A 20,616-nucleotide genomic window follows, 5' to 3' on the forward strand; every position below is an offset into this window, starting at 1 on the left:
CAACCCGCGGCCGCCGCACATCAGAACCCCCTACGGCGCTCAGGCCCCCTCCGCAGCCAGCGCAGCGACAAGCACCGGCGTCACCAGCTCCACCTGCCAGGCCCGCGCCCCGTGCCCGGCGAGAGCCGCTGCCACGGACTCGTCGTCCACACTCTTCGGCGGCTCCCAGCAGAGCCGCCGCACCGTGTCCGGGGTGATCAGGTTCTCCTGAGGCATGTTCAGCCGCTCGGCCAGCGAGGACACCCCCGCCCGAGCCGCCGAGAGGCGTGCCGCGGCGGAGGGGTCCTTGTCGGCCCACGCCCGGGGCGGAGGCGGCCCGGCGACCGGCTGCCCCGGCTGCGGCAGCTGCGCGTCGGGAAGCGCCTTGGCGCGGTCCACCGCCGCCTGCCACTGCTCGAGCTGCCGCCGCCCCATCCGGTGGCCGAACCCGTTCAGCGCCGCCAGGGCGTGCACGCTGCCCGGCAGGGCGAGGGCGGCCTCGACGATGGCGGCGTCACCGAGCACCTTGCCCGGCGACACGTCCCGCCGCTGGGCGATACGGTCCCTCGTCTGCCACAGTTCGCGCACGACGGCCAGCTGCCGCCGGCGGCGCACCTTGTGCATGCCGGACGTACGGCGCCAGGGGTCCTTGCGCGGCTCGGCGGGCGGCGCGGCCGCGATGGCGTCGAACTCCTGCCGGGCCCACTCCAGCTTGCCCTGCCGGTCCAGCTCCTTCTCCAGGGCGTCGCGCAGGTCGACCAGCAGCTCGACGTCCAGCGCCGCGTACCTCAGCCACGGCTCGGGCAGCGGCCGGGTCGACCAGTCGACGGCGGAGTGGCCCTTCTCCAGTACGAAGCCCAGGACGCCCTCGACCATCGCGCCGAGGCCGACCCGGGGGAACCCGGCGAGCCGCCCGGCCAGCTCGGTGTCGAACAGGCTGCTGGGCACCATGCCTATCTCACGCAGACAGGGCAGATCCTGGGTGGCCGCGTGCAGCACCCACTCGGCGCCCGACAGCGCCGCGCCGAGGCCCGAGAGATCGGGGCAGGCGACGGGGTCGATCAGTGCGGTCCCGGCGCCCTCGCGACGCAGCTGCACCAGGTAGGCGCGCTGGCCGTAGCGGTAGCCGGAGGCGCGCTCGGCGTCGACGGCGACGGGGCCGGTGCCCGCGGCGAAGGCGGCGACCACCTCGGCCAGCGCGGCCTCGTCGGTGATCACCGGGGGAATGCCCTCGCGTGGCTCGAGCAGAGGAATCGGCGCCGTCGTCGCAGAGGATCCGCCGTCGTCCGGAGGGGTTCCTCCGGTGGTGCGCAGTGGCATGTCTGCTGCGGTCTCTTGGGCGTCGGTCACCTGTCAAGGGTATCCGTGTGTGGACAGCACCCGTCGACGGAACGTTCCGTCGACGGGCGTGGGAGGGGCGTAAACCAGTCAGGAACCGGTCAGGCGGGTGAAACCCGTGGTTCACATGGACGAACGCCGGAGAGGTCAGTGGATGATCCCGGTGCGCAGGGCCACCGCCACCATTCCGGCCCGGTCGCCCGTGCCGAGCTTGCGGGCGATGCGGGCGAGGTGGCTCTTGACGGTCAGGGCCGACAGCCCCATCGAGACGCCGATCGCCTTGTTCGACTGGCCTTCGGCGACCAGCCGCAGCACCTCGACCTCGCGGCCGGACAGCTCCCGGTAGCCGCCCGGGTGACTCGGGGCACCCGGGGGGCGGCGGTGCATGCGGGCGGCGGCGCCGATGGGGGCGGCACCGGGTCGGGTGGGGAGCCCGATGTTGGTCCGGGTGCCGGTGACGACATAGCCCTTGACCCCGCCGGCCAGGGCGTTGCGCACCGCGCCGATGTCGTCGGCGGCGGACAGCGCGAGGCCGTTGGGCCAGCCCGCGGCGCGGGTCTCGGACAGCAGGGTCAGGCCGGAGCCGTCGGGGAGGTGGACGTCGGCGACGCAGATGTCACGGGGGTTGCCGATGCGGGGACGAGCCTCCGCGATGGACGAGGCCTCGATGACGTCGCGTACGCCCAGCGCCCACAGATGGCGGGTGACGGTGGAACGGACGCGCGGGTCGGCCACGACCACCATGGCGGTCGGCTTGTTCGGGCGGTAGGCGACCAGGCTTGCGGGCTGCTCGAGGAGAACGGACACCAGGCCTCCTGGGGTGGCGGGGACGGGGCCGGCTCGTGGGGATGAAGCGGGGACGAACCGTGCTTTCAAGGTCACAGTCGTCTTCGGCACCAAACGTGTCCGCCTTTAGGGAATGATCACGATCCAGTGAGTAACAATACGGGCGATTCGGACACGCGATCGATCATCCGAAGATCGAGTCGGTCCGAGCCGGTGCGATTCCGGTTCGGAAAGTGGCCGTATCGACAAAGAGAGGGTCAATGAAGGGTGAGTCGGCCGACCGCCGGGTGGACGCCACCGGCTCGTCGGCGGGACCGGCGGAACCGCCGGGGACGGGTTGGTGGGTCCGGCGGGGCTGGTGGGGCGGCGGGACCGGTGGACTAGCGGGACTGGGGGCCCCTGCGCTGCGGCAGGGTCACCACGGACGCGTCGCCGGGGGCGGCCGGCGGCAGGCCCGCGACCTGGGCCAGCAGGTCGCACCAGGAGGCGAGGTGGGCGGCGGTCTCCGGGACCCCGCCCAGCCCCTCGCGGGGTGTCCAGGAGGCGCGGATCTCGATCTGCGAGGCGGCGGGGCGCTCGGACAGCCCGCCGAAGTAGTGCGAGCTCGCGCGCGTCACCGTGCCGCTCGGCTCGCCGTACGTGAGCCCGCGGGCCTGCAGGGCGCCGGTCAGCCACGACCAGCACACCTCGGGCAGCAGCGGATCGGCCGCCATCTCCGGCTCCAGCTCCGCGCGCACCAGGGTCACCAGCCGGAAGGTGCCGCGCCAGGCGTCGTGCCCGGCCGGATCGTGCAGCAGCACCAGCCGGCCGTCGGCGAGATCCTGGTCGCCGTCGACGACCGCAGCCTCCAGGGCGTACGCGAAGGGGGCCAGCCGCTGCGGAGCGGGCGTCGGCTCCACCTCGATCTGCGGCCGCAGCCGGGCGGCCCGCAGCGCCTCGACCGCGGCCCGGAAGGCCGGCGGAGCCCCGCCGCCCGTATGCCCCTCCGCTTCCCCCGTCTCCTTCGCGTCGTCCATCCCACCAGCGCCGTCCGACAGTCGTCCCTGAGCCGCAGCCATGCGGGGAAGAGTAAGGGGAACGAGGGCATCGCGCAGGGCAGACACCCCGCACCGGTGGTCGCCGCACCCCGGCATGGGCCCCGGCGCCGCCGTGCGAGACTTTCCCCGTGAGTGCCAACGAGACTTCCACCGGCGGGCAGCCGACGCCCCCGTCCGCGACGTACGACTCCGCCTTCCTCAAGGCGTGCAGGCGCGAGCCCGTGCCGCACACGCCCGTGTGGTTCATGCGGCAGGCCGGGCGCTCCCTGCCGGAGTACCACAAGGCGCGCGAGGGCATCGGGATGCTGGAGTCCTGCACGCGGCCCGAGCTGGTCGCGGAGATCACGCTGCAGCCGGTGCGCCGCCACGGCGTGGACGCGGCGGTCTACTACAGCGACATCGTCGTACCGCTGAAGGCCATCGGTCTCGACCTCGACATCAAGCCCGGCGTCGGCCCGGTCGTCGCGGAGCCGGTCCGCACCCGCGCCGACCTCGCCCGGCTGCGCGACCTGACCCCCGAGGACGTCTCCTACGTCACCGAGGCGGTCGGCCTGCTCACCCGCGAGCTGGGCGGCACCCCGCTGATCGGCTTCGCGGGCGCGCCGTTCACCCTCGCGAGCTATCTGGTCGAGGGCGGCCCGTCCCGTACGTTCGAGAACGCCAAGGCGATGATGTACGGCGACCCGGAGCTGTGGGCCGACCTGCTGGACCGTCTCGCGGACATCACCACCACGTTCCTGAAGGTGCAGATCGAGGCGGGTGCCTCGGCGGTGCAGCTGTTCGACTCCTGGGCCGGAGCCCTGGCCCCCGCCGACTACCGCAACTCGGCGATGCCCGCCTCGGCGAAGGTCTTCGAGGCCGTCGCCGGGTACGGCGTCCCGCGCATCCACTTCGGCGTCGGCACCGGCGAGCTGCTGAAGCTCATGGGCGAGGCCGGTGCGGACGTGGTCGGCGTCGACTGGCGCGTCCCGCTGGACGAGGCCGCCCGCCGGGTCGGCCCCGGCAAGGCGCTGCAGGGCAACCTCGACCCGACGGTCCTGTTCGCCGGGACCGAGGTCGTCGAGGCCAAGACCCGCGAGGTCCTCGACGCGGCCGCGAAGCTGGAGGGCCACGTCTTCAACCTCGGCCACGGTGTCATGCCGTCCACCGACCCGGACGCGCTGACCCGGCTCGTGGAGTACGTGCACACGCAGACCGCCCGCTGACTCAGGCCCTGTCGTTCGGATCATCCCGGCGTCGCGGGGTCTGGCACGCACTCCGCCACTCTCGGCTTCGCTCGAGCGGGGGACCGCCATCGCGTTGTCGCCCTCCTCCGCCCTGCAGCTGCACGCTCCCCCACGCTCGAACAGCCTCGCGCGGGGGCACCCCCATCGCCCCCGCTCGGGTCGGCCAGAAGGCCACGCCACCTGAAGCCGACCTGATCCAAACGACAGGGCCTACCAGGTCTGCCAGGCCTGCCGGGGCCGGGCCCGCCTGCCGAACAGCAGGCCGCGCGGCTCCGGCGGGGGCGGCGTGCCCGGCTTGAGCGGCCAGGCGAGCAGCATGCCCGCGATGAAGCCGACGACGTGCGCCGCGTACGCCACCGTGCCGGCGCCGGACACGCCGTGCCCGGAGGAGTACACCGCCTGCAGCCCGAACCAGAAGCCCAGCACCAGCCAGGCGGGCAGCCGCAGCGGCAGGAAGATCAGGAACGGGACAAGGACCCAGACCCTGGCCTTCGGATACAGCACCAGGTAGGCGCCCAGGACCCCCGCGATCGCCCCGGACGCGCCGATCAGCGGGTCGGCGGAGGAGGCGTTGAGCAGCGCGAAGCCGTACCCGGCCGCGTAGCCGCAGACGACGTAGAAGAGGAAGTACCGGACGTGGCCCATCCGGTCCTCGACGTTGTTGCCGAAGATCAGCAGGAACAGCATGTTGCCCAGCAGGTGCAGCCAGCTGCCGTGCAGGAACATCGCGGTGAACACCGACAGCGGCGGGGACTTGTCGTAGCCCGGCGCCGCCACCACGCAGCCGGGGCCGTGCGGGCCCATGCCCACACCGCCCGTCGGGACCGCCCGCGGCATCTGATGGTGGATCAGCTCTCGGGGCACGGCCGCGTAGTGGTCCATGAACGCCTGCAGATGGCACAGCTGCACCAGGTCGCTGCCCCCGGCCACGGACCCCGCTATGCCGGGCGTGGACAGGAACACGAGGACGTTCGCGGCGATGAGCGCGTATGTCACCCAGGGGGTGCGGCGCACGGGGTTCACGTCATGGACGGGGATGACCACACACAAGTACTGCCCCCGATGCGGCGGACGAATCGGTGAACACCGCCGGGCGGACGTGCGTATCCCTCCTCAACCGACGTGAGGATCAGGCGATGAACGACCGAATCACCCCTCCCATGCACGCCACGCCCGACGGCGAGGCGGAGCTCTCCCTCGTGGTGCGACTCCCCTGGGAGGACGTGGCACGGCTCGGCCAGGAGGCGGGGCGGCTGGCCGCGCAGATGCAGCGGCCGGTCACGCTGGACGAGGCGGTGAGCCACCGGCTGCGGTCCGCCCGGGCGTCCGCGGCGCACGCCAAGCCGGCCGGGGAGCAGCCCGCGGCCATGTCGTCCGGCTCCAACGTGACCGCCAACGCCGGAGTGACGTCCCTGCCGAGGATCGGCGGCACGGCCTGAGCCGCGGTGATCACGCCGCAGTCCTAGCCCTTCCCCGCGCGCACCTTCGCCGTCGCCTTCCTCGCCGCCACCAGTACCGGGTCCCACACCGGTGAGAACGGCGGGGCGTAGCCCAGGTCCAGGGCGGTCATCTGCTCCACGGTCATGCCCGCCGTGAGCGCGACCGCCGCGACGTCGACCCGTTTGCCCGCGCCCTCCCTGCCGACGATCTGCACGCCGAGCAGCCGCCCCGTGCGGTGCTCGGCGAGCATCTTGACCGTCATGGGGGAGGCGCCGGGGTAGTAGCCCGCACGGCTCGTCGACTCGATGGTCACCGCCTCGAAACGCAGGCCCGCCCGGAGGGCGTCCTTCTCACGCAGGCCGGTGCGGGCGATCTCCAGGTCGCAGACCTTGCTGACGGCCGTGCCCACCACACCGGGGAAGGTGGCGTAACCGCCGCCCACGTTGGTGCCGATGACCTGGCCGTGCTTGTTGGCGTGGGTGCCGAGCGGCACGTACTGCTCCCGGCCGGAGACCAGGTTCAGCACCTCGACGCAGTCACCGCCGGCCCAGATGTCCTCGTGGCCGCGCACCCGCATGGAGAGGTCGGTGAGCAGGCCGCCATGGGCGCCGAGGGGGAGGCCCGCCGCAGCGGCGAGCGTGGTCTCCGGGCGGACGCCGATGCCCAGGACGACGACGTCCGCGGGGTACTCGGCCTCCTCCGTGGCCACCGCGCGGATCCGGCCGTCCTCGCCGGTGAGCAGCTTCGTCACCTCGGCGTCGTTCACCATGGTGATGCCGAGGCCCTCCATGGCCCGGTGCACCAGGCGGCCCATGTCCGGGTCCAGCGTCGACATGGGCTCCGTGCCGCGGTTGACGACCGTCACCTCGAAGCCGCGGTCGATCAGCGCCTCGGCCATCTCCACACCGATGTAACCGGCACCCACGACCACCGCACGACGGCCGCGCGTGCCCGCCAGCGTGTCGAGGAGGGCCTGACCGTCGTCCAGGGTCTGCACACCGTGCACACCGGGAGCGTCCACGCCCGGCAGGTCGGGACGGACCGGACGGGCTCCCGTGGCGATGACGAGTCTGTCGTACGACGTCCAGGACTCGGCGCCGGAATCGACGTCACGCGCGCGTACCCGCCGCCCGGCCACGTCGATCTCGACGACCTCGGTGCGCATGCGCAGGTCGATCCCCCGCGCGCGGTGCTCCTCGGGAGTGCGCGCGATCAGCTGGTCCCGTTCGGGCACGGCACCGCCCACCCAGTACGGGATGCCGCACGCCGAGAAGGAGGTGAAGTGGCCGCGCTCGAAGGCCACGATCTCCAGTTCCCCCGGCCCGCGCAGCCGCCGCGCCTGCGACGCCGCGGACATCCCCGCGGCGTCGCCGCCGATCACGACCAGTCGTTCCGTCCCGCCCTGCCCAGCGCTCATGCTCATGCGAACACGCTACGCGCACGCGGCATTTCGGGTCGCTCAGCCCTCGTTCTCCGGCGTGGGTGCCGACTGCGGGGCCGGGCGGGCCGCCGGCAGCGGGCCCAGTGCGGTCGCCATGGGTGCGGCGGGGGCGCGGCGTGGCAGCCGGGGACGTACGACCCGCAGCCACAGCAGTGCGAGCAGCGCGGCGAGCGCGGCGAACGGCAGTGCGGCGCCCACGGCCAGGGCGATCCAGCGCAGCAGCGTGACGAACGCGTGCCAGCCGCCCGCGAGGGCGTCCCCGAAGCCGGGGGAGTCGTCCTTCCCGGCGTGCCGCACCGGCGTCTGCGACAGCGACAGGGTGATGGTGGCCAGGCTCGTGCGGTCCTTCAGGGACGCCTGCTGGGCGAGCAGCGCCTCGAGGTCGGCCTCCCGGCTGCTCAACTCCCCTTCGAGGGCGACGACGTCACTGAGCTTGCCGGCCCGGTCCATCAGCTCACGGACCCGGGCGACGCTGGCGCGCTGCGACCTGATCCGGCTGTCGACGTCCACCACCTGGTCGGTGACGTCCTGCGCCTTGGCCGTGCGGTGGAGGAGCCTGCCCGCGCCCTGCAGCTCGGTGAGGACCTCGTCGTACGCGTCGGTGGGGACCCGCAGCACGACCCGGGTGCGTTCATGGCCCCCGGAGTCCCGGCTGGTGGTCTCGTTCCCGACGTAACCGCCGGCGTTCTCGGCGGTGGCACGGGCCTGGTCGAGCGCCTTGGGCACGTCCTCGACCTGCACGGTGAGGGAGGCGGTGCGGATGATGTGGTAGGCGGTGAGCCTGGGCGCCTTGGCGGCGGGACCGGCGCCGCGCGCCTTGCCGGCGGACGTGCCCGGCTGCGCGGCGGTGCCCGCGTCGGCCTTGCTGCCGGACGAACCGCCGCCGGAGTCGTTCCCGGCGCTGCATCCGGCGAGCGCGAGGGACGCGGTGAGCAGAACGGCGGACAGGGCCCGAACGGGCCGCAGGGATCGTGGTGTGCGCATCGGGCGGTACCCCCGGGGGTTGCGACGACTGGTGTTCCTTCGACGCGGGGAGGGGGCGGCGGGCCGGGGGGAAACGGTTCCGATGCGGTCACGGTCACATCGCGCCGGGGCCACAAGGCCCTGGCACGGGGACCGGCGGCGGGTGAGAGGGTGGGGCCATGAGCGGATCACGTACGGGCGCGGGCCATGTCGTCGTCGTAGGAGCGGGCATCGCGGGGCTGGCCGCCGCCCACCGGCTGCTGGACCGAGGGGCGCGGGTCACCGTGCTCGAGGCGTCCGACCGGGTCGGCGGCAAGCTGCTGCCCGGCGAGATCGCGGGCGTGCGCGTCGACCTGGGCGCCGAGTCGATGCTGGCGCGCCGCCCCGAGGCGGTGGCCCTCGCGCGCGAGGTCGGCCTGGCCGACCGCCTGCAGCCCCCGGCGACCGCGACGGCCTCGATCTGGACCCGCGGCGCCCTGCGCCCCATGCCCAAGGGGCACGTCATGGGCGTCCCCGGCAGCGCCGCCGCCCTGACCGGTGTGCTGTCCGAGGAGGGCCTGGCCCGTATCGAGCGCGACGCCGACCTGCCCCGCACGGAGGTCGGCGACGACGTGGCGGTGGGGGAGTACGTGGCGGCGCGGCTGGGCCGCGAGGTCGTCGACCGCCTCGTCGAGCCGCTCCTGGGCGGGGTCTACGCGGGCGACGCGTACCGCATCTCGATGCGTTCGGCCGTGCCCCAGCTCTTCCAGGCCGCCCGCACCCACACCTCCCTGACGGAGGCGGTCCGCGAGATCCAGGCGAAGGCGGCCGCCCAGCAGCAGACCGGGCCGGTGTTCATGGGCATCGAGGGCGGTGTGGGCCGGCTGCCGCTCGCGGTCGCGGAGTCGGTGCGCGGCCGTGGCGGCGAGATCGTCACCGGGGCGCCGGTGGACGGACTGCGCCGGGAGCCCGGCGGCGGCTGGCGGGTCGCGGCCGGTGACCGCGTGCTGCACGCCGACGCCGTGGTCGTCGCCGTCCCCGCCCCGGCCGCCGCCGGGCTGCTGGCCGCCGAGTCCCCGGAGGCCGCCGCCGAACTGCGCGGGGTCGAGTACGCCTCCATGGCCCTGGTCACCCTCGCCTACCGCAGCGCCGACGTCACCCTGCCGGACGGCAGCGGCTTCCTCGTCCCGCCCGTCGACGGGCGCACCATCAAGGCCTCCACCTTCGCCTCCCGGAAGTGGGGCTGGATCGCCGACGAGGACCCGGGGGTCGTGGTCCTGCGCACCTCCGTCGGGCGGTACGCCGAGACGGAGATCCTTCGGCGCGCGGACGCCGAGCTGGTGGAGGTCTCCCGGCGCGACCTGCGCGCGGCCACCGGGCTGGCCGCCACCCCCCTGGAGACCCGCGTCACCCGCTGGACCGACGGCCTGCCCCAGTACCCCGTCGGACACCACGCGCGCGTGGCCCGTATCCGCGAGCACGTCGCGAAGCTGCCGGGCCTGGCCGTGTGCGGCGCGCAGTACGACGGCGTGGGCATCCCGGCCTGCATCGCGAGCGCCTACGCCGCGGTGGACCGGCTCGGCGGTGACCTGGAATCAACAGGTGCAGCGCGAAGCGCTTCGGTCGAGGGTGGTGGTGGGCGACGGGCGGGCGTGGAGGAGCTCACCGCCAACCCGGTGCAGAGCCTGCACGGCGGAGCGGGAGAATAGGTCCATGAGTGACGACGCCCCCACCACCGAGTCCGGCAGGGTCCCGAACAAGGGCAAGCTGGCCAAGGACCTCAACGAGGTCATCCGCTACACCCTGTGGTCCGTCTTCAAGCTGAAGGACGTGCTGCCCGAGGACCGCGCGGGCTACGCCGACGAGGTACAGGAGCTGTTCGACCAGCTCGCCGCGAAGGACGTGACGATCCGCGGCACGTACGACGTCTCCGGGCTGCGCGCCGACGCCGACCTGATGATCTGGTGGCACGCCGAGACCAGCGACCAGCTCCAGGAGGCGTACAACCTCTTCCGCCGCACGAAGCTGGGCCGCGCCCTCGCGCCGGTCTGGTCCAACATGGCGCTGCACCGTCCGGCCGAGTTCAACCGCTCGCACATCCCGGCGTTCCTCGCCGACGAGACGCCGCGCAACTACGTCAGCGTCTACCCGTTCGTGCGCTCCTACGACTGGTACCTGCTGCCCGACGAGGACCGGCGCCGCATGCTCGCCGACCACGGCAAGATGGCCCGCGGCTACCCGGACGTGCGCGCCAACACGGTCGCGTCGTTCTCGCTCGGCGACTACGAGTGGATCCTGGCCTTCGAGGCCGACGAGCTGTACCGCATCGTCGACCTCATGCGCCACCTGCGTGCCTCCGAGGCCCGTATGCACGTCCGGGAGGAAGTCCCGTTCTACACGGGGCGCCGCAAGGACGTCGCCGAGCTGGTGGCGGGGCTGGCCTGATCCCTACGGCGGTCCGTGCGGGTTCCGTACGGTTTCCGCACCGCTTCAGGTCCGGTCGGCCTTGCCCTTCAGCCGGTCCCTCAGGGCCCGCTCGCGGGGCGCGCCTGGCTTCGGCTCCGGGTGCGGCGCGCAGGACGCGTGCCGCACCGGGAGGCGGCCCTGCAGCAGATACGCCTCGAGGTGGGCGTTGACGCAGGGGTTCGCCCCGCCGGCGATGCCGTGCGTTCCCGCGTCCCGCTCGGTCACCAGCACCGAGTCCGCCAGCCGCCGGTGCATCTCCAGCGCTCCGCCGTACGGCGCGGCCGCGTCCCGCTCGGCGGCCAGGATCAGCGTCGGCGGCAGCTCACCCGGCCCGGTCCGCACGTCGAGCGGCCGCTGCCGGGGCGCAGGCCAGTAGGCGCAGGGCAGGTTCATCCACGTGTTCTCCCAGGTCTCGAAGGGCGCCCTCCGCGCGAGCCGGGTGTTGTCGCGGTCCCACACCGCCCAACTGGTCGGCCAGGGCGCGTCGTTGCACTCGACGGCGGTGTAGACCGCGCTCGTGTTCTCCGCCTCGGCGGCCGTCTGCGGGTTCGGCGCCGCCACCCGGAGCAGCGGCCCCGGATCACCCTTCAGGTACGCCGACAGCGCCGCGGCGCGGCTCGGCCAGTAGTCGTCGTAGTACGCGGCCGACAGGAACGCCGCCTGCAGCTGCCCGGGGCCCACCTTCCCGCCCGCCGGCCGGGCGGCCAGCCGCGCCCGCGCCGTCTCGTAGCCGCGCCGGACCTTCTCCGCCGTGTCGCCCAGCCCGTACACGTCGTCGTGCCGGGCAGCCCACTCCCGGAAGTCGGCCCAGCGGCCCTCGAACGCGGCCGACTGGTCGAGGTTGTCCCGGTACCAGACCCGCGCGGGGTCGGGGTTCACCGCCGAGTCCAGGACCATCCGCCGTACGTGCGAGGGGAACAGCGTGGCGTACAGCGCCCCGAAGTAGGTGCCGTACGAGGCGCCCAGGAACGTCAGCCTGTCCTCACCCAGCGCGGCGCGCAGGACGTCCAGATCACGGGCGTTGTTGAGGGAGTTGTAGTACCGCAGAGCGCTCCCGGACCGCTGGGCGCAGCCGCGCGCGTACGCCTTCGCCTGGGCGATGCGCTTCTTCTTGTAGGCGGTCGAGGGGTGCGTCGGTGCCGGGGTGGGGCCGCCGAGGAACCGCTTGGGGTCCTGGCAGGACAGCGGCGCCGAACGGCCCACCCCGCGCGGGGCGTAGCCGACGAGGTCGTAGGCGGCCGCGATGCGCTTCCACTCGGGCAGCAGGCCGACCAGCGGGAAGTACATGCCGGAGCCGCCCGGGCCGCCCGGATTGAAGACGAGGGCGCCCTGGCGGGGCACCTTGCGCTTGCTGTTGCGCGGGTCCTTGTGGGTCGCCCGCACCCGGCTCACGGTCAGCCGGATCTGCCGGCCGTCGGGGTGCGCGTAGTCCAGCGGGACGGTCACCGTGCCGCACTGCAGGCCGTCCGGCGCGTTCTGCTCGGCCGGGCACGTACCGAAGTCGATGCCGGCCGCACGCGCACGGGCGGCGGCCACCTCGATGCCGCGCAGCCGGGCCGCCTTCGGGACGCCGGGCGCGCCGTCGGCGGGGACGGCGGCCAGGGTGGTCAACAGCAAGGACCCGGCGGCCGAGTAGAGGACGGCAGCTCTCATCGCGTAACCCTTTCGCAGCGGGCGGCGGCGAACCGCCGGGACAAAAGGGATGTTTCGTACGAAGGACGACGAAGGCAAGCACCATCCGGGCGGTGTCGGCGCGAATGCCCCCCGTGCGCCCCCGGAGGCGGGTGTCCCCGGTGCCCTCAGTCCCGGCAGGGCTGGTCGCGGTGCGCCAAGGCCGCGCGCAGTTCCGGTTCGCCGATCGCGCGGATGCCGCGTACGGCGACGGAGGTCAGATAACCCCGGTCGCCACCCGGGTCGCCGGACCGCAGGGTCAGCGCGCCGAGCAGCCGCTGCCCGGCCGGGGACGCCCAGCGGGAGTAGGGGTGCGCCTCGACCCGGGCTATCGCCAGGCAGCTCAGGGTGAGGGCGAGGGGCAGCGCGAACCACAGGGCGACGAGCTCGCGCGGCATCTGGGTCGGCGCGGGCGTCAGCAGTGCGGTCGCGCCCAGCGCGAGCACGGCCAGGGCGGCGACCCGCACCTGGCGGACGCCGTCCGCCACGGTCGTGCGGGCCCCGTCGGGCAGCGCGAGCCCCGCGCGCACCAGGGAGTCGGCGAGGCTGCGCACCGCTTCCGCGCCCGCTGCCGCGGACCGCACGGGCCCGATGCGGGACTGTCCCTCCGGGCCGATGGCGCCTATCACCGACCGCTCCATGTCGTCCCGCCCGCGCGGGTCGACGACGGTCGCCCAGCCCGTGTGCGCGAGCAGCAGTCGCCGCTGCCGCGCCATGGAGACCATGGTCAGATCGGCGACCCGGGCCGGCCCGCCGGACAGGAACGCCGCCTCGTACAGCGTCAGATCGTGCTCCCGGCCCGCGATCGCGCCCTGCCTGTCGACTGCCGCCGCGCGCACGGCGGCCAGGCACAGCCGGGTGCACGCCGTACCGGCGACGGCCCAGGCCAGCAGCAAGAGAAGGAGCCAGAACATGACAAGTTTCTATGCCAGTGGTCTGGGAAACTCCATGCCCTGTTCACGATCCGGACACAGTGTTGCCGATGTGTGACGTTGCGCTTCGCCGCGCTGTTCAGGAGCCGCTGGACGGCGGCGGGCTGGAGGCGGCGGGCGGGAGCGTGTAGCTCGGGACCGGTGACGGGTTGGCCGGGACCGGGGAGCCGGTGGCGACGCTCGGCACGCCGGAGCCGGGGGGAGTGGGCGTGCCGCTCGCGGTGAGGTCACGGGCCAGCGCGGCGAAGTCCACGTACCCCGTGGCCTCCAGGGCCTCGATGTGGTCCAGGACGGTGGTGTTGGCGTCGTCGGCGAGACTGCGCACCAGCGAGTTCTGTGTGCCCGCGCGTACCTGGGCGACCACCGAGAACACCCTGCCGTGCGCGAGCCGCGCGATGTTGGCGAACTGGCGGTCGAAGTCCTCCCCCTGCGCCGACTGCAGGGTGGCGAGCCACTGCTTCTGCTGGTCGGTGGGTTCGTTCGGCAGTCCGAGGCCCAGCTTTCCGGCGACGTCCCGGACGCGCTCGTCGAGGAAGGTGTGACCGTCGACCAGGTGCCGCCCCGCCGTCCGTACGGCCGCCGTGGTGCCCTTCTGCTCCGCCAGCCGGCCGGCGGGCAGCTCCCACAGCCCGGCCAGCCGGACCTTGGTGATGAAGTCGCGGTCCTGGGCGGACAGCGGTCCGTACTGCGTGAGGTACGTGTCCGCCTGCAGTACGTCGGCGCCGGCCGTCTTCGGCTGGTCGGTGTACGACCACACCGGGAAGATCAGTGCCGCGAGCGTCGCGGTGAGGCCCGCGATGATGATCCCGGTGCCGCTGAATATGCCTCGTCCCTTGGCGGGGGGTCGCGGTCGCATGGTGCCTCCTGTTGCGGCACCGCACACCAGTGCTTCCAGGGGTGCGGAGTTGGCATGTTACTGCGCCTCTTCTGCGACTGCCGTACCGCATAAGATGGCAAATCATCTGAATTCAGACGTGAAGTCGGCGACACCGTCACGCCTGCCGCATCAGTGCCCTCCGTGCCGCGCGGGCCGCCCGCACCACAGGACGGCTGGAGCGCGGCACCGGCCCCGACCGCTCCAGCCACCACTCCCGCAGCTCCCGCCGCACCCGGGGATTCGCGCACCGCCCCGCGGACAGCAGGTGCCCGGCGAAGTCGAGCGCGTCCTGCCGGTAGCCCCCGGTCATCGGCTGCCCCTGGGCATAGCCGAGGAACGCGGCCCGGTACCCCTCGCCGAGGATCTCCGGCAGTTCGGGCGCCACCTTCGCCACCACGTCGGCCCGCTTCGCCGCGAGTGCCCGTGCCTGCACCCGCATCCTCGTCCGGTCGAACCCCTCCGGCACCGGTGTCCCGGCCACGAGCGCGGACAGCACCGCGGCCTGGGAGAGGCCGAGGCGCTGGCGGGCCGCCTCCGAGGGTGCATGCCCCGACGGGGTGGAGGCTTCGGCCGTCCTCGGGGAAGGGGCGCCCCCCGACGCCCGCCCCTTCCCCACGGCTTCCCGGATCGCCGCCAACTCCCGCTCCAGTGCGGACGGTTCCGGGAAGTTCTCGTCCCGCTCCAGCAGCACCCCGGGCGGGTCGACACGGGAGGCCAGGTCGCTGAGGATGCCGAGGACCGGCTCGGGCACGGGGTGGGCGTGGCTGTCGTGCCAGACGCCGTCCCGCTCGAAGCCGCCCGCGACATGGACGTACGCGATGGCCTCCAGGGGCAGTCCGGCCAGTGCCTCGGCGGGGTCCTCGCCCCGGTTGACGTGGTTGGTGTGCAGGTTCGCCACGTCGATCAGCAGGCGTACCCCGGTCCGGTCGGCCAGCTCGTACAGGAACTGCCCCTCCGTCATCTCCTCGCCCGGCCAGGCGATCAGTGCCGCGATGTTCTCCACGGCGAGCGGCACCGGCAGCGCGTCCTGGGCGATGCGCACGTTCTCGCAGAGCACGTCGAGGGCGTCCCGGGTGCGCGGCACCGGCAGCAGATGGCCCGCCTCCAGGTGCGGCGAGGCGGTCAGCGGGCCGCCCGCGCGGACGAACGCGATGTGCTCGGTGACGAGTGGGGCGCCCCATGCCGCGGCCCGCTCGGCCAGGGCCGTCAGCCGCCCGGCGTCGGGCCGGTCGGCGCCCCCGAGGCCGAGCGAGACACCGTGCGGCACCACGGTCACCCCGCGCTCGCGCAGCCGCTCCAGCGACTCGGGGAGGTGGCCGGAGCACACGTTCTCCGCCACGACCTCGACCCAGTCGATGCCCGGCATGCGCTCCACCGCGTCCGCGATCTCCGGCCGCCAGCCGATCCCCGTGCCCAGTCGCTGCATCGCCCGCCCCCTCCACCCGTGTTCCGGCGTGAGGGGGGTATGGCCCCGGCGCCGGGCCGTGAATCCGGCGGCCCGCACCTTCAGAGCAACATTTGAGGTTCGTGCCGGCGCCCCCGGCCGCCGGTCCCCCTCAGCCCCGCACGGGCCACTGCTCCGGTGAGCGCCCCAGCAGTCGCAGTGTCTCCTCCAGTGTCCCGGCGCTCCCCGGCACCGGGAGCGCGGCGGCGAAGGGGAAGCCCGGCCCGCGCCGGTCCGGGCCGGCCGGCACCCGCCGGGCCACGGCGAGCGCCGCGTCGAGTACCTCGTCCGGCAGGTCCAGGCCCCTGCCGAGCGTGGCGGCCACGTCCCAGGCGTGCACCACGTAGTCCACGAGGTGGAAGCCGACCGCCGTCCGGCCCGGAACGCTCAGCCCCAGCTCGGCGAGCCCGAACTCCCTTTCCAGCACGCCCGGCTCGGTGAAGGCGGCGAGTACGGCGTCGGCGGCGACCCGGTGTGCCTGTGCGGGCTCGCCCGGTTCCCCGGACTCCCGCCAGTGCGCCGCCTCCATCCCCGCTCCCCGCGCGGCCGCCGCGAACCCGTGGTGCTGCGCGGTCATGTGCGCCACGAGCCGCCGCAGCGTCCACCCCGTGCACGGGGTGCCCCGCTCCCAGTCCTTGTCCTGTGCCAGTTCCACCATCCGCACCGCCTCCCGCACGGCGATGCGGTCGAGCTCGACGATGTCCGTACCGGTGACAGTCATGGACCGAGCCTAAAACTGTGCGAACGGTCGTGCTAGTTGTTTCTCCGTCACCGCGTCCCGCAGCCGTGCCGCGATGCCCACCCGCGCCCTGCGGTAGGCGAGCTCCTCGTCGTGCAGCACGGAGACGGCGTTCGCGGTCTCCATCAACGCCACCAGTTCGAAGGCCAGTTGCGGCACGTCCGTGTCGTCCCGCAGCTCACCCGCGGTGCGTGCCTCCTCGACCGTGCGCTCCACCTCGGCCGTCCACCAGCGCTGGGCGCGCACCATCGCGTCGTGCACCGGCCCGTGCCGGGCGTCGAACTCGGCGATGACGCCGTAGAAGAAACAGCCTCCGGGAAAGACCCGTCGCCGGGAGTACTCCAGCCACAGCTCGCACAGCCGCCACACCCGTGCGACTCCCACCGGGGCCTCGGCGGCAGGTTCCGTCACCTCTGCGGCGAAGATCCGGCCCGCCTCCCGCACGGTGGCCAGTTGCAGCTCCTCCTTGGACCCGAAGAGCGCGAACACCCCGCTCTTGCTGAGCCCCAGCTCCGTGGCCAGCCGCCCGACGGACAGCGCCTCGAGCCCCTCCACGGAAGCGATCTCGACGGTACGGCGCAGCACCGACCGCCGGGTCCGGTTGCCGCGCTCCACCCGGCCGTCGGGCTTGGTCACCGCAGCGCCGGATGGTCGGCGACCACCGTGCACGAGCCGGGAGCGATCTCCGTGAAGCCGGCGTCACGCACCAACGGAAGTCCCGAGACCGTCAGCTCGGCCCATCGGGTCGGAGCGGCGGTGCGCACGGCCAGCGGGAAGCCGGCCTCGCGCCAGGCGGCCCGCTCCTCGTCGGACAGCTCCCACCAGGCGAGCTGGGCACCGTGGCCCACCTGGGCCATCGCCTTGCCCGCGGACATGTCCAGCTCCGGGTTCAGCCACAGCACGGGCGCCGCGGGGTCGGCGTCGGCGGGCGGCTCCGGGTCGTCCAGCTCGGTGCCGGACACCTGCAGCCTGGCCAGGTCCTTGGGCCAGCCGTCCAGGGGGACGGGCGGGAACACCCGGACCTCCGCCGCCTTCCCGGTGACCGTGATCCCGGGCAGCGCCTCCGCCCGCCGCCACTCGGCCCCCCGGGCCCGCCTGACCACCTTCCGGATCCGGGCGTCCTCCCAGTCCCGCAGGGCCCCGGCCCACTCACCGTCCCCCGTCGACCGCTCGTCGCCGAGCATCATGAGCACGGCACGGGCGGCGGTCTCCAGCGCGTCGGTACGCGCCGGGGGCGCCGTCTTCTCGAGCCGCACCACGAGGGGCAGGACGAACTGCGGAGCCTCGTCGCGCGCGGTGCGCTCGGAGCGGAACGGGCTGTCGCCGGGAACGGTGGGATCGCCCGGAACGGTGGGGTCGCTGGTCACGTCCTCCAGTCTGCCAGGCGGAAGATCGGTTCTTCCGGGCACGTGCGGACGACGGGAACGGGAGCGAGGATGTCCACTCATGACAGGTGAGTTGAGGCTCGAGCGTGTGGGCCGCCGCTACGGTCTGCGCGGCCCCTGGGTGCTGCGCGGCGTCGACCTGGCCCTGGCGCCGGGGACCCTCACCCGGGTCGAAGGCGCCAACGGCACCGGCAAGTCCACCCTGCTGCGCCTGCTCGCCGGGATCGACGCCCCCGGCGAAGGCCGTGTCCTGGGCCGCCCGCGCACGGCCTACGTCCCGGAGCGGTTCCCACCGGCCCTTCCGTTCACCGCCGTCGATTACCTGACGCACCTCGGCACCGTGCACGGCCTGTCCCGCCGGGCGGCACCCCGCGCTGCGGCCGAATGGCTGGACCGCTTCGGCGCGGGGGCGTACGCCCGGACGCCGATGGACCGGCTGTCCAAGGGCAGCAGCCAGAAGGTGGCGGTCGCGCAGGCGCTGCTCGCCGAACCCGAACTGCTCGTCCTCGACGAGGCGTGGACCGGACTGGACACCGCGGCCCGGGCGGAACTGGAGCGGTCGGTGGCCGAACGCGTGGCGGCGGGAGGTGCCGTCGTGTTCGTCGACCACGACCCGCGCCGCCTCGCCGCGGCGGCCGACGCCACGTACGCGGTCGTCGACGGTGCCCTCAACCGCCGTACGGGCCGGGCGCCCGCGCCGACCGGGCCGCACAGGCTCGTCACCGTACAGGGGCCGCCGGGCGGCCCGCTGCCCGACGAGGCGGTCAGGGCGGTCACCACGGTCGAGGAGGAGACGCCCGGCACCTACCGGCTCGGTGTCCCCGCCTCCCACTCGGACGTGGTGCTGCGTGCGCTGCTGACGGCACGTCCGCCCTGGCACGTGGTCGGCGTGCACCCCGGCGACCACGCCCCCGGAATCGACACCCACATCGACACCCACATCGACACTCACATCGACCCCGACACGGAAAGCCGCCCATGACCGCCCTCCTGCGCTACCAGGCCGCCCTGCTGCTGCGCTCCCAGCGCTGGCTGCCGCCGTTCCTCCTGTACGCGGCGTTCCTGGCCATCGGGGTGCAGGGCGGGCAGCCGGTGCTCGACTCGCTCGGCTACACCGCCGCCGCCCTGCTGCCGGTCGCCGCCTGGCTGGTGCGGATCTGCGTCACCAACGAACCGCCCGCGGCCCGTACCTGTGTCGCCGCGGCGGCCGGACCCGGCAGGGCGCATCTGGCCTGCCTGCTGGTGGCCCTGTCCGCCTCGGCGGCGCTCGGCACGGTGGCCGTCCTGGCCGTGACCTGGATCAGCGATCCGGCGAGCGTCGGGGACAAGGTCCGCGTACCGCGGCTCGACGCCGGTGCCGCCGGCATCCTGGCCGCGCTGGCCTGCGCCCTGCTGGGCACGGCCGTCGGCGCCCTCACCAACTGGCCGCTGCTGCGCTCGCCCGGCCGGGCGGTGCCCGCGATGCTGCTGGCCGCGCTGCTGGTGCTGGTGGTGGCCGGCTCCCCGGCGCAGGCGGCGGTACGCGGGCTGGTCACCGGCTCGCAGTCCGGCCACGTCCCGCTGCCGCTGCTGCCGCTCGCCGGGGCGGCGCTGCTCGCGGCCGCGTCCGCCGCCCTGGCCTGCGCGCTCACCGCCCGCCGCTCACCCTGAACAGGCGGTGCGCTGCGCCTCCTGCCTCCCCCACTCTCGGCTTCGCTCGAGCGGGGGGACCCCCATTCACCGGGGGCACAGTGTGATGCCTTTGTACGACTCCGGGTACTCCGTCGGCTCCCGGCACAGCACGCTCCCCCACTCTCGGCTTCGCTCGAGCGGGGGCACCCCCATGGCGTACGGCGGCCCGTCGGCCTTGGGCGGCCTGGTGGCGTCGGCGATCGTGCAGTGGTCCGCACCCCAGCGTAAGCGGCTCACCGCCCCGCGCCCGTGGCCCCGATCAGCTCCGACACCTTCACGAACCGGTAGCCCCGCTTGCGCAGTTCCGGCACGACCGTGCGCACCGCCCGCTCCGTCGTCGGGGCCGCGCTGCGCGTGCAGTGCATGACGACGACCGACCCCGGCCGCACCCCGTCCAGCACCTGCCGGGCCACCGCGTCCGCGTCCGTGGCGAACGCGTCGCCGCTCACCACGTCCCACTGCACGGCCGTGACCCCGAGGCCGCCCAGTGCGCGCAGCGCCCGCTGGTCGTAGCAGCCGCCGGGGAAGCGGAAGTACGGCATCGGGTGCGGCACGCCCGCCTTGCGGAGGGAGGTGTACGCCCGCTCCACCTCCGAGCGCATCCGGTCCGCCGGGACGGTCGGCAGGCCGTAGCAGTCCCCGGTGAAGGCGTAATGGCTGTAGGAGTGGTTGGCGACCTCGAACTGCGGGTCGCGGCCGAGGGAGCGGGCCTCGGCCGGGTACTGGTCCGCCCACCGGCCGGTCATGAACACGGTGGCCGGCACCTTCAGCGATCGCAGCGTGGCGATCAGCGCCGGGTTGTCGAAGTGCTCGCCCGCCGCCGCGCGCGGCCCCTCGTCGGCGGTCATGTCGGCGTCGAAAGTGAGCGCGACCGTCTTCCCCCGGGTCCGCGGTCCGTTCTTGAAGACCGGTGTCAGGCCGCCCGGGCCGGGGGTGAGGGTGGGCGGGTGCGAGGCGGACGGGGCGGGCCTCGCGGGGGCCGGGTGACCGGCGTGGGGCGTTCCGGCGGTGCCGCAGGCGGCGAGGGCCGCGCCCAGGACGCAGAGGGCCGCGATTCGTCGTACAGGTCTGATCACCGTACGAAAATAGGGCGGAAGGTCCGTATGCCCGACGATCTTATGTATGGCTCGGCGGTGCGGTCACCCGCCCGGCGGCAACCCCCTCACAGGTCCCAAGCTCGTGCGCCGTGCTCAGCCCGGCCACGCTCGCACCGATCACGGCCACGTCGACGTCCACGTCGTC

The 20,616-nt window shown here is 73.9% G+C and carries 20 protein-coding genes and 1 pseudogene; 6 read left to right on the forward strand and 15 right to left on the reverse strand.

Features of this window, described 5'->3' with window-relative positions:
• Window positions 1-39: 39 nt before the first annotated feature.
• The 3 genes from ACWC21_RS23095 to ACWC21_RS23105 all read right to left on the reverse strand — a co-directional run bounded on the left by ACWC21_RS23095 (window position 40) and on the right by ACWC21_RS23105 (window position 3,161).
• Window positions 40-1,329 (reverse strand): ribonuclease D, encoded by a 1,290-nt coding sequence (locus ACWC21_RS23095; RefSeq protein WP_450884685.1) that lies wholly within the window; start codon window positions 1,327-1,329, stop codon window positions 40-42.
• A gap of 135 nt (window positions 1,330-1,464) precedes the next feature.
• Window positions 1,465-2,124, reverse strand: coding sequence for a response regulator transcription factor (locus tag ACWC21_RS23100; protein WP_181808392.1), 660 nt, complete (start codon window positions 2,122-2,124; stop codon window positions 1,465-1,467).
• Window positions 2,125-2,483: 359 nt separating this feature from the next.
• Complete coding sequence (locus ACWC21_RS23105) at window positions 2,484-3,161, reverse strand: DUF3000 domain-containing protein (protein WP_388800204.1); 678 nt, start codon at window positions 3,159-3,161, stop codon at window positions 2,484-2,486.
• A 107-nt stretch (window positions 3,162-3,268) separates the two neighbouring features.
• On the opposite strand from ACWC21_RS23105, the gene hemE reads away from it, so the two are divergent.
• Window positions 3,269-4,345 carry a uroporphyrinogen decarboxylase gene (hemE, locus tag ACWC21_RS23110; RefSeq protein ID WP_450884686.1) on the forward strand — a complete coding sequence of 359 codons (1,077 nt, stop codon included), beginning with the start codon at window positions 3,269-3,271 and terminating at the stop codon, window positions 4,343-4,345.
• Window positions 4,346-4,576: 231 nt separating this feature from the next.
• On the opposite strand, the gene ACWC21_RS23115 is transcribed toward hemE, so the two are convergent.
• Window positions 4,577-5,410, reverse strand: a complete 834-nt coding sequence (locus tag ACWC21_RS23115; RefSeq protein ID WP_450884687.1) for a rhomboid family intramembrane serine protease — start codon at window positions 5,408-5,410, stop codon at window positions 4,577-4,579.
• A 92-nt stretch (window positions 5,411-5,502) separates the two neighbouring features.
• Between ACWC21_RS23115 and ACWC21_RS23120 the strand changes: the two genes are divergently transcribed.
• Window positions 5,503-5,805, forward strand: coding sequence for a hypothetical protein (locus tag ACWC21_RS23120; protein ID WP_450884688.1), 303 nt, complete (start codon window positions 5,503-5,505; stop codon window positions 5,803-5,805).
• Window positions 5,806-5,828: 23 nt separating this feature from the next.
• Here ACWC21_RS23120 and ACWC21_RS23125 read toward each other — a convergent pair whose 3' ends face one another.
• The gene (locus ACWC21_RS23125) at window positions 5,829-7,229 is read right to left on the reverse strand and encodes an FAD-dependent oxidoreductase (RefSeq protein ID WP_450884689.1); all 1,401 of its coding nucleotides are present in this window, start codon (window positions 7,227-7,229) and stop codon (window positions 5,829-5,831) included.
• 36 nt (window positions 7,230-7,265) lie between these two features.
• Window positions 7,266-8,231, reverse strand: coding sequence for a DUF4349 domain-containing protein (locus ACWC21_RS23130; RefSeq protein WP_450884690.1), 966 nt, complete (start codon window positions 8,229-8,231; stop codon window positions 7,266-7,268).
• 158 nt (window positions 8,232-8,389) lie between these two features.
• Between ACWC21_RS23130 and hemG the strand changes: the two genes are divergently transcribed.
• A complete protein-coding gene (gene hemG, locus ACWC21_RS23135) occupies window positions 8,390-9,898 on the forward strand; it encodes a protoporphyrinogen oxidase (RefSeq protein ID WP_450884691.1) in 1,509 nt (502 codons plus the stop codon).
• Between the two features lie 4 nt (window positions 9,899-9,902).
• Entirely contained in the window at window positions 9,903-10,634 is a 732-nt protein-coding gene (gene hemQ, locus ACWC21_RS23140; RefSeq protein WP_450884692.1) for a hydrogen peroxide-dependent heme synthase, read from the forward strand.
• Between the two features lie 45 nt (window positions 10,635-10,679).
• On the opposite strand, the gene ACWC21_RS23145 is transcribed toward hemQ, so the two are convergent.
• The 7 genes from ACWC21_RS23145 to ACWC21_RS23175 all read right to left on the reverse strand — a co-directional run bounded on the left by ACWC21_RS23145 (window position 10,680) and on the right by ACWC21_RS23175 (window position 17,685).
• A complete protein-coding gene (locus tag ACWC21_RS23145) occupies window positions 10,680-12,308 on the reverse strand; it encodes an alpha/beta hydrolase (RefSeq protein ID WP_450884693.1) in 1,629 nt (542 codons plus the stop codon).
• Between the two features lie 146 nt (window positions 12,309-12,454).
• The gene (locus ACWC21_RS23150; RefSeq protein WP_450884694.1) at window positions 12,455-13,240 is read right to left on the reverse strand and encodes a TIGR04222 domain-containing membrane protein; all 786 of its coding nucleotides are present in this window, start codon (window positions 13,238-13,240) and stop codon (window positions 12,455-12,457) included.
• A 97-nt stretch (window positions 13,241-13,337) separates the two neighbouring features.
• The gene (locus ACWC21_RS23155) at window positions 13,338-14,114 is read right to left on the reverse strand and encodes a DUF4142 domain-containing protein (protein ID WP_450884695.1); all 777 of its coding nucleotides are present in this window, start codon (window positions 14,112-14,114) and stop codon (window positions 13,338-13,340) included.
• Window positions 14,115-14,250: 136 nt separating this feature from the next.
• Window positions 14,251-15,561, reverse strand: a complete 1,311-nt coding sequence (locus ACWC21_RS23160) for a DUF692 domain-containing protein (RefSeq protein WP_450884696.1) — start codon at window positions 15,559-15,561, stop codon at window positions 14,251-14,253.
• Window positions 15,562-15,691: 130 nt separating this feature from the next.
• The gene (locus ACWC21_RS23165) at window positions 15,692-16,300 is read right to left on the reverse strand and encodes a TIGR03086 family metal-binding protein (protein WP_450884697.1); all 609 of its coding nucleotides are present in this window, start codon (window positions 16,298-16,300) and stop codon (window positions 15,692-15,694) included.
• A gap of 9 nt (window positions 16,301-16,309) precedes the next feature.
• Window positions 16,310-16,954, reverse strand: coding sequence for a TetR/AcrR family transcriptional regulator (locus ACWC21_RS23170; RefSeq protein WP_450884698.1), 645 nt, complete (start codon window positions 16,952-16,954; stop codon window positions 16,310-16,312).
• Window positions 16,951-17,685, reverse strand: a complete 735-nt coding sequence (locus ACWC21_RS23175) for a peptidyl-tRNA hydrolase (RefSeq protein WP_450884699.1) — start codon at window positions 17,683-17,685, stop codon at window positions 16,951-16,953. Before ACWC21_RS23175 ends, ACWC21_RS23170 begins: the two co-directional genes overlap by 4 nt.
• Before the next feature lie 79 nt (window positions 17,686-17,764).
• On the opposite strand from ACWC21_RS23175, the gene ACWC21_RS23180 reads away from it, so the two are divergent.
• Window positions 17,765-18,685, forward strand: a complete 921-nt coding sequence (locus ACWC21_RS23180) for an ABC transporter ATP-binding protein (protein WP_450884700.1) — start codon at window positions 17,765-17,767, stop codon at window positions 18,683-18,685.
• The gene (locus ACWC21_RS23185; RefSeq protein WP_450884701.1) at window positions 18,682-19,353 is read left to right on the forward strand and encodes an ABC transporter; all 672 of its coding nucleotides are present in this window, start codon (window positions 18,682-18,684) and stop codon (window positions 19,351-19,353) included. Before ACWC21_RS23180 ends, ACWC21_RS23185 begins: the two co-directional genes overlap by 4 nt.
• On the opposite strand, the pseudogene ACWC21_RS23190 reads toward ACWC21_RS23185, so the two are convergent.
• Both ACWC21_RS23190 and ACWC21_RS23195 read right to left on the reverse strand, forming a co-directional pair.
• Window positions 19,345-19,611, reverse strand: a pseudogene (locus ACWC21_RS23190) (hypothetical protein). The gene ACWC21_RS23185 and the pseudogene ACWC21_RS23190 overlap by 9 nt on opposite strands.
• Window positions 19,608-20,450 (reverse strand): polysaccharide deacetylase family protein, encoded by an 843-nt coding sequence (locus ACWC21_RS23195; protein ID WP_450884702.1) that lies wholly within the window; start codon window positions 20,448-20,450, stop codon window positions 19,608-19,610. Before ACWC21_RS23195 ends, ACWC21_RS23190 begins: the two are co-directional and overlap by 4 nt.
• Window positions 20,451-20,616 lie beyond the last annotated feature (166 nt).

The sequence above is a fragment of the Streptomyces sp. NPDC001348 genome (assembly GCF_053597535.1).